This window comes from Streptomyces lancefieldiae (assembly GCF_031845825.1).
Classification (GTDB): domain Bacteria; phylum Actinomycetota; class Actinomycetes; order Streptomycetales; family Streptomycetaceae; genus Streptomyces; species Streptomyces lancefieldiae.
This window is the reverse complement of the sequence record NZ_JAVRFH010000059.1, coordinates 38428-45360: the sequence shown is the minus strand read 5'-3', so window position 1 is coordinate 45360 and position 6933 is coordinate 38428. Positions and strand designations below refer to the sequence as shown.

At 67.9% G+C, this 6933-nt stretch carries 6 protein-coding genes and 1 pseudogene; 1 reads left to right on the top strand and 6 read right to left on the bottom strand.

Annotation, left to right across the window (positions count from 1 at the left end; all coding sequences use genetic code 11):
* The 5 genes and pseudogenes from RM812_RS35120 to RM812_RS35100 all read right to left on the bottom strand — a co-directional run.
* Window positions 1-208 (bottom strand): annotated as a pseudogene (locus RM812_RS35120) (2-oxoacid:acceptor oxidoreductase subunit alpha); the annotation flags it as partial.
* A 24-nt stretch (window positions 209-232) separates the two neighbouring features.
* Complete coding sequence (locus tag RM812_RS35115; RefSeq protein WP_311582541.1) at window positions 233-1444, bottom strand: MFS transporter; 1212 nt, start codon at window positions 1442-1444, stop codon at window positions 233-235.
* Window positions 1445-1457: 13 nt separating this feature from the next.
* Window positions 1458-2063, bottom strand: coding sequence for a sigma-70 family RNA polymerase sigma factor (locus tag RM812_RS35110; protein ID WP_311582538.1), 606 nt, complete (start codon window positions 2061-2063; stop codon window positions 1458-1460).
* 208 nt (window positions 2064-2271) lie between these two features.
* Window positions 2272-3036 carry a response regulator transcription factor gene (locus tag RM812_RS35105; protein ID WP_311582535.1) on the bottom strand — a complete coding sequence of 255 codons (765 nt, stop codon included), beginning with the start codon at window positions 3034-3036 and terminating at the stop codon, window positions 2272-2274.
* 106 nt (window positions 3037-3142) lie between these two features.
* Complete coding sequence (locus tag RM812_RS35100; protein WP_449657855.1) at window positions 3143-4291, bottom strand: IS701 family transposase; 1149 nt, start codon at window positions 4289-4291, stop codon at window positions 3143-3145.
* Window positions 4292-4880: 589 nt separating this feature from the next.
* On the opposite strand from RM812_RS35100, the gene RM812_RS35095 reads away from it, so the two are divergent.
* Window positions 4881-5483 carry a TetR/AcrR family transcriptional regulator gene (locus RM812_RS35095; protein WP_311582530.1) on the top strand — a complete coding sequence of 201 codons (603 nt, stop codon included), beginning with the start codon at window positions 4881-4883 and terminating at the stop codon, window positions 5481-5483.
* A gap of 95 nt (window positions 5484-5578) precedes the next feature.
* Here the strand turns inward: RM812_RS35095 and RM812_RS35090 are convergent, their stop codons facing one another.
* A complete protein-coding gene (locus tag RM812_RS35090) occupies window positions 5579-6784 on the bottom strand; it encodes a maleate cis-trans isomerase family protein (protein WP_311582527.1) in 1206 nt (401 codons plus the stop codon).
* Between the last annotated feature and the right edge of the window lie 149 nt (window positions 6785-6933).

Here is a 6933-nt window from a genome sequence, read left to right as displayed (position 1 = left end):
CCGGCAGCGTCCCGGCGGGCGCCCGGATCTCGGCCGGGAAGTTCGGCAGCGTCGACAGGTCGTTCCCGAAGGACGCGGTCTCCGAGGTGAAACGGTCACCGGTGAGCTGCATACCGTCACCCGAATCACCCGCGAAACGAATGACTGCTCGATCCAGACGGCAGACCGGGGCACCGGAATCAGCATCTGGGAGTTGGGCGGTGGACATCGCTCTCCGATCGTCTGCGCGCGGTCAGGACGACCGCTCGGTGGGGAAGCCGTGGGTACGGGCAACGAGCACGACGAGCAGCACGGGAACCATCAGGAGCAGCACGCTCCACGGGAAGGCGGTGGTGCCGAAGATTCCGAGGAGCACGCCACCGGCGACACCGCCCCCGGCCATGGCGAGATTCCACAAGGTGACGAGCATGGCCTGGGCCGCATCGGCCGCGGTCTCGCCGCCGGCGTCACCCGCAGCGGTCTGGAGAAGGGTCGGCACTCCCCCCCAACCGAGACCCCAGAGGACCACAGCCGCGTACACCAGCAGCGGACTGTCCGACCAGACTGCCAGTACCGCACCGGCGACACCCACGAGAAGGGTGCTCACCACGGTCAGTGCACGCAGTCGACGGTTGATCAAGGCACCGACGGCCCAGATGCTGGCGAGTGAGGCACCGCCGAAGACCAGGAGGACGATGTCCGTGGAGCGTCCCATGCCGACGTGTTCGAGGAAGGTCGCCACGTAGGTGTAGAGGATGGTGTGGGCAAGGACGTAGATGAAGGTGACCACGAGGACGGGCCGCACGCCCGGGACCGACAGGGCGGCCGTCATCCGCGTCCCGGCCGCGGCGCGTCGTCCCGGATAGTCGGGGACGACGGCCACGATCCAGACCAGGAGCACCACGGTGAGCGCCGTCATCGTCCAGAAGGCGATCTGCCAGCTCAGCACCTTGCCGATGAAGCTTCCCGCGGGCACGCCGAGAGAGAGAGCGACGGGAATACCCGCCATGGCGATGGCGATGGCCTTGCCCTGCAGATGAGCGGGGGCCATGCGACGTGCGTATCCGGCCAGCAACGCCCAGGCGACACCGGCGGCGACACCGGCGACGAAGCGCGCGACCATGGTCAACGGGAAACTGGTGGACACCGCGGTGACGGTATTGGCGACGGCGAACCCGGCCATGGCCGTGAGCAGCAGCTTCTTACGTCGCCACGTCTCCGTCGCCGCGGTCAGCGGGATGGCCGTGAGGGCGGTGCCGAGAGCGTAGATGGTGACCGTCTGCCCGGCCGCCGACTCGCTGACGCCGAGGCCGGAGCTCATGGCGGGAAGCACGCCGGCAGGCAGGGTCTCGGTGAGACTGGTGATGAATACCGCCGTGGCGAGGGCGAGCAGAGCCGAGAGGGGCAGCCGCCCGGAGTTGGTCCCACCCCCGGGTTCGGTGCGTACGGTGGTGTCGGTGGTCATGACCGGGTTTCACTCAACCTTCGTGTGTGTGGGCCGTGCCGGGACGCCCGTGGTGCCCTTGCAGGAGGCGACGCAGTCGCCGACGGCCGCGGTACAACCGGGAGTTGACCGTCCCGTGCGGGATGCCGACGAGATGCGCGATCTCCTCGTACGGCAGGCCCTCGACGTCCGCGAGATAGACCACCGTCCGGAAGTCGTCGGGAATCGACCGCATCGCCTGACAGACGGCAGGGTCGGGGATCCACTTGAGGACCTGTGCCTCGGCCGAGGGCAGACCACCGGACGTGTGGGAGGCGGCACTCACGAGTTGCCAGTCGGCGATCTCGGAGGTCGGCGCACAGTGTGGTTCCACCTGCTTCGTGCGGTACGACGTCAGGTAGACGTTCAGCAGGATCCTGGCGAGCCAGGCCTTGAGGTTGGTCCCGGGGCGGAACTGGTGGAAGCTCCGGAAGGCCCGGGTGTAGGCCTCCTGGACGAGGTCCTCCGCGTCGGCAGGATGGCGGGTCAGTCTCATGGCCTGAGCGTGGAGTTGAGGCTGGAAGACGAGAGCGTCCCGCACGAAGCGGGCTGAGCGCTGCTCGTCCGTCTCGTTCGCAGGGGCTTGGGGTGTGTCCGTCATCAGGTTCGACTCCGGTGGTCAGGCCGACTGCGGCAGAAGGAGGCGGAGAACGCACCTCGCGACCTCGCTGCCGGCCCCGCGGAAAGGTGACTACGGCCGAGCGCGTGATTGCGTCGCACCATCGACATTACATAGCAACTGTTCGGTTACTACGGTCGTGTGGAATCTCTGACACGACAATGGCAAGTCCCGGGAACACGACCGGAGTTCAGGAACCGCGCGCGGTCAGTCCCAGCTGAGGACGTTCCGGCCGACCGGGCCGGACGATGCCCTCGCGCGCCTGACGGTGCTCCGTCGGGCGGGCGTGATCACGTCCTCGGCCGATGCGGTAGCCGACACCCCTCACCGTGACGATCCACTCGCTGTCGCCGAGCTTGGCGCGCAGGCTGCTCACATGGGTGTCGATGGTGCGGCTCGACTCCGCCGCATCACGCTCCCAGATCTTCACCATGAGCTCCTTGCGCGAAATGACCTTCTCGGGGTGGGTGGCCAGGGCGTAGAGCAGGTCGAACTCCTTGGCCGTGACGTCCACCAGACGTCCGTCCACGCGTATCTCCCGGGACCTGCCATCGATGTGGAGCGGATGCAGCGAGATGGAGCAGGGCCCCTCCTGCCAGGGATACACACGACGGACGAGAGCCTCTATACGAGCCAGCACCTCGCGCGAGCCGCAGGACTTGACCACGCAGTCGTCGGCACCGGCCTGCAGGGCCAGCACCCGGTCGAGCTCCGTGTCCCGTTCGGTGAACGCGATGATGGGGGTGCCACTGTCGTCCCTGATCGCCTGACAGATCTGCAGTCCGTCCACGTCGGGGACGTCCAGGTCGAGCAGGACCAGATCAGCGTCCTTGTGCAGGCGCAGCGCCTCCGCACCCGAATCCACGCTTCGCGCCTGGTACCCCTGCCGTCGCAGGACCCGCGCGGTGGACTCGGCCCGCGTGACGGACGCCTCAACCACAAGTATCTTCAACATCGCTTCCCTCGCTCGCGCCGTGCCGTCGTCTGCGGCACCGGAAATCGCCTTGCGGGCTCTTCCCCCGGCCACCGCAAGGAGGCTGCCGAGCAGGGCCAGGGTTCGCTCAGACGCTGACGCAGGTGCTCAGGTCGAGCCATTCACCGCCGGCACCGGCGCTGCGGCTGAGCCTGCTGTACGCGTACGCGGCAGAGGTCAACGTCATGTGGTGGTGCCAGCCGGGAAACGAACGCCCCTCGAAGTCGACGAGCCCGAAATCCCGTTCCAGGGAGACGAGTGCGGCCAGGGTTCCCGCATGCAGGCGGGTCAGGGCCATCAGGTGGTCGATGTGGTGGTCGACCAGGTTGGTGATCCACACCCGAGGCGAGGGAGCGTCCTCGGAGTACCACTCGGAGAAGATCCGGTAGGTGTGCCCCACTCCGGGCAGCCCCACCGGCCGGGACAGGAACTGCACCTGCGGATGCCGCCCTTCCCCGGCGGCGAGCCACTGACGCGCCCCGGGACGGCGCACGACGTCACGGGCGGTGGCCATGCGCTGCACGCGACCCAGGGAGGCACCGCGCACCACGCGATGGGACTCCGCCGCCCTCCCGACCACCTGGAGGGCAGGACGTACCGCGACGACGAACTGGTGCCCTCGCCTGCTCAGACCGTGCAGGAACGCCTCGGCCTCGGGGCACTCGCTCATGTCCGCGACGACGGGCACACGGGGCCTCGTGGTGCGTGACGCCAGGGTGTCCACCAGGTTGAGGACCTGGGCCCACATGGGGCGGCACCCGAGGGCCTCGGGTATGCGCGCACGCAGCCGCTTCCCCGGGTCTTCGGTCCACTCCTCGGGCAGCAGCAGCCGCCAGTCCACGGGAATCGCCATGTCGTCGGACGCTACGAAGATCCCCGTGCCGACCTGGCAGTTGATGCTCCGCCCCATGGCCGGCACGAAACGCCGGTGCACCCCACAGGAGTAGTCGCCCCGCTTGGGCAGAATGGCGTTGCCGATCGTCCAGGCTCGCGGATTCATGCCCCTTTCGGCCAAGCGTGTCAGTTCGCGTCGAGTCGGCGCCCACTCCCACGGGCTCGCGTTGACGAACTGCTGCAGGGACATGGCGGCCGTGGGCGACCGGGACACCGTCGCGGCGATCCGACGCACCGACTTCCGGCCGCGCGTGGTGAGCAACCCCCTCAGGTACACCTCGGCCCATCGGCGCTGGTCCGCCCTGGCCATATGGCCGAAGATCACCTGTGCGAAGGCCGACATCGGCGCGTCCAGAGCCGACTCCAGCGCGGCGGACTCGTGGAGATCTGCCACGGCCTTCCACTCCCTCCCCTTGTCGTGACGGCTCACCGTCTCCGGCTGAGCAAGCCCCAAAAATAATAACGAACGTCCGCTATGTTTTTGACCGAGGCACTCGTTTGTCTTGATTTCACCCTTGGATACCAGCCAAGGAACAACGAAGCAGGGCAAATTTTCGACTGTTTTCAGCCATGATCATCGAACGGCCTCACACTTCCGCAAGTCGGCGTTGCACACTCGGGGGCGGCGCACGCAGACTCCGCCCCAGCGACGGCCGCTGCGGCGACCGTGGTGGACGGGGCGGACCGCGACAGACCACCGCAGCCCGAATGCGCACAGACCCCTCGGAGAACCTGGCGGGAATTCACTTCAGCAACATGAATGGTCGGCACAATGACTTAGAGGAACAATCGGTTCCGGTCGGCACGGCGCCCGCGCACGCGAGGCCGTGCATCGCTCTCGTGGCGCGCGTCGGCGCCACCCCCAGCAACCCCGCCCCGTCCTTGGTGAACCGGCCTCACCGCAGGGCGGTCGGATCCCCCGGAGACAGCACATGGTGAAACAGCAGCGAGCCGCCCGCACTAGGGAAGCTCTGGTTCAAGCGGCAGCCGCGGCCTTCGACCTCGTCGGCTACGAGGCAGCCTCTCTCGCCCATGTCAGCAAGTCGGCCGGCATCTCCATGGGGGCGCTGACCTTCCACTTCCCCACGAAGGAGACACTCGCGACGGCTGTTCAGGTCCGTGGCGCGTCCACCACCCGTGCCGCCACCGAGCACCTGCGCGACAGGACGGAACGGCCACTGCGCACCTTGATCGACCTGACCCTGGAACTGGCCCGGCTGCTCGACGAGGACGTGGCGGTGCGGGCGGCGGCCCGGCTGACCCGCGAGTGTCCGCGCTCCGCCGCCCCCTGGACGGACGAGTGGCTGCCCACCGCCAAGACCTTGCTCGAACATGCGGCCAAGGAGGAACTGCGGCCTCACGCCGACGCCGAGGCGCTCCTCACCCTGACCACTCATCTCGTCACCGGCACCGAGAGCCACATCCGAAGATGCGCCCTCGTGCCCGGAGAGCGGGAGAGCGCACAGGAACAGCTGTGCCGCATATGGCAGTTGGTCCTGGCGGGGATCTCACGCGACCCCGACGCACTGCTCTGAGCGCATCGGCTCCGCGAGCCGTCGGCGAAGACGCATGGCCGTGGCGCTCCCGCCGCGCCATGGCCATGCGAGGCCCTAGGGGCCTGGGGTCCGGCTCAGAGGGATGCCGAGCCCGGCATCGGGCTGAGTGAGTCGAGTCGGAGCGTGCGGATCAGTGGCACCCCGTCCTCCAGTACCACCACGAGGGACTGGGCGACGTCACACCCGAGGCGCCGGCTTTCCGGGGCGGGGGGATTCCACTCCGTGGCCTGCCAGGTGAGCCGCACGGAGACCTCCGCGCTGGATTCGTCGCGCAGTCGCACCTCCACGGCGGACAGTTCACGGCGCTCGTCGAAGAAGCGGTGGGTGACCAGTTCGTACCAGGTGCGGAATCCGTCCGGTCCGGCGAAGTCTCCCTCGTACTGGCGCAGCGTCAGGCCGTCGGAGCACAGGAAGGACTGGAGGTCCTCCACCGGTTCGTGCCGGTCCAGGGATTCGTACCAGGACTCCACCAGCTGGCGCACCGCGCTCTCCGTGAGCACCTGCCGGTGCCCGGACGAGCTCTGCGTCTCCGTCTGGGCCGCCGCGGCCGCGCGCTCCAGTCGGCGCAGCAGCGGGTGCGCCTCGAAGCCGTCGCATCGCACTCCGACCCTGCGCAACGCCCACCAGGCACCGGCCAGATTGGACGTGAGCAGCACGCGGTCGGTGCCACGAGCCAGCTCGTCCAGGGCCTCCAGGGTCGCCATACCCGTGCCTGTGAACAGCAGGGCGGTTCCCTCGGGGAAGTCGCGTGCGCGCAGCGAGTCGAGGAGGGCGGAGGTCGTGACCCGGTACGGATCGAAGAGGTCGTCGCCGGCCGGGACGACCACCACCTCGTCCACCTGCAGCCCGGCAGCCTCCCAGAAGGCGCGTGAGGTCTCGGTCAGCCAGGGCTCGTACGGGGAGACGAGCGTGAGCCGGTCGACGCCCAGGGTCTCGCAGGCGGCGAGGATGGCCTGGGTGGAGGAGATGACCGGGTACCCCGTCTTCGCGCTGAGTTCCTCACAGAACGCGCGGTCCCCCTCGGGCTCGAGGAGGTAGTGCGATGCGCTGCAGGCGACGATGGCCGCCTCCAGACGCATTCCGCAGAACCCGCCCAGGGCGTCGGGAAGTGCGTCGTTCCAGGATTCCAGGGTTTCTCTGAGTCCCCTGCCCTGTGCGCCGGGAAAGCGAGACGTATAGACGTTCATACGGGACCCGACCAGCCGATGGAACTCCGGCTCGGCAGTGGGATTCTCCGGGGGAACTATCACTCCGAGCCTCGGCACCTCGACCAGATCCATGCCATCGTCCCCTAATTCCGAGTTCTATCAGATATAGAAATCGATCGCCACCCTAGGGCAGGACACCCCGGTCACGGAAGGCTGTTCACTGGAATACCCACCTTCCTGACCTGCCGCTCTTCACGCTTTACTACTTCACATCGACTTCA

What these genes read in the sequence shown, in the direction of transcription:
- RM812_RS35115 (WP_311582541.1), bottom strand. Translation starts at nt 1,444, where the DNA reads ATGACCACCGACACCACCGTACGCACCGAACCCGGGGGTGGGACCAAC.
- RM812_RS35110 (WP_311582538.1), bottom strand. Translation starts at nt 2,063, where the DNA reads ATGACGGACACACCCCAAGCCCCTGCGAACGAGACGGACGAGCAGCGC.
- RM812_RS35105 (WP_311582535.1), bottom strand. Translation starts at nt 3,036, where the DNA reads ATGTTGAAGATACTTGTGGTTGAGGCGTCCGTCACGCGGGCCGAGTCC.
- RM812_RS35100 (WP_449657855.1), bottom strand. Translation starts at nt 4,291, where the DNA reads ATGTCGGCCTTCGCACAGGTGATCTTCGGCCATATGGCCAGGGCGGAC.
- RM812_RS35095 (WP_311582530.1), top strand. Translation starts at nt 4,881, where the DNA reads ATGGTGAAACAGCAGCGAGCCGCCCGCACTAGGGAAGCTCTGGTTCAA.
- RM812_RS35090 (WP_311582527.1), bottom strand. Translation starts at nt 6,784, where the DNA reads ATGGATCTGGTCGAGGTGCCGAGGCTCGGAGTGATAGTTCCCCCGGAG.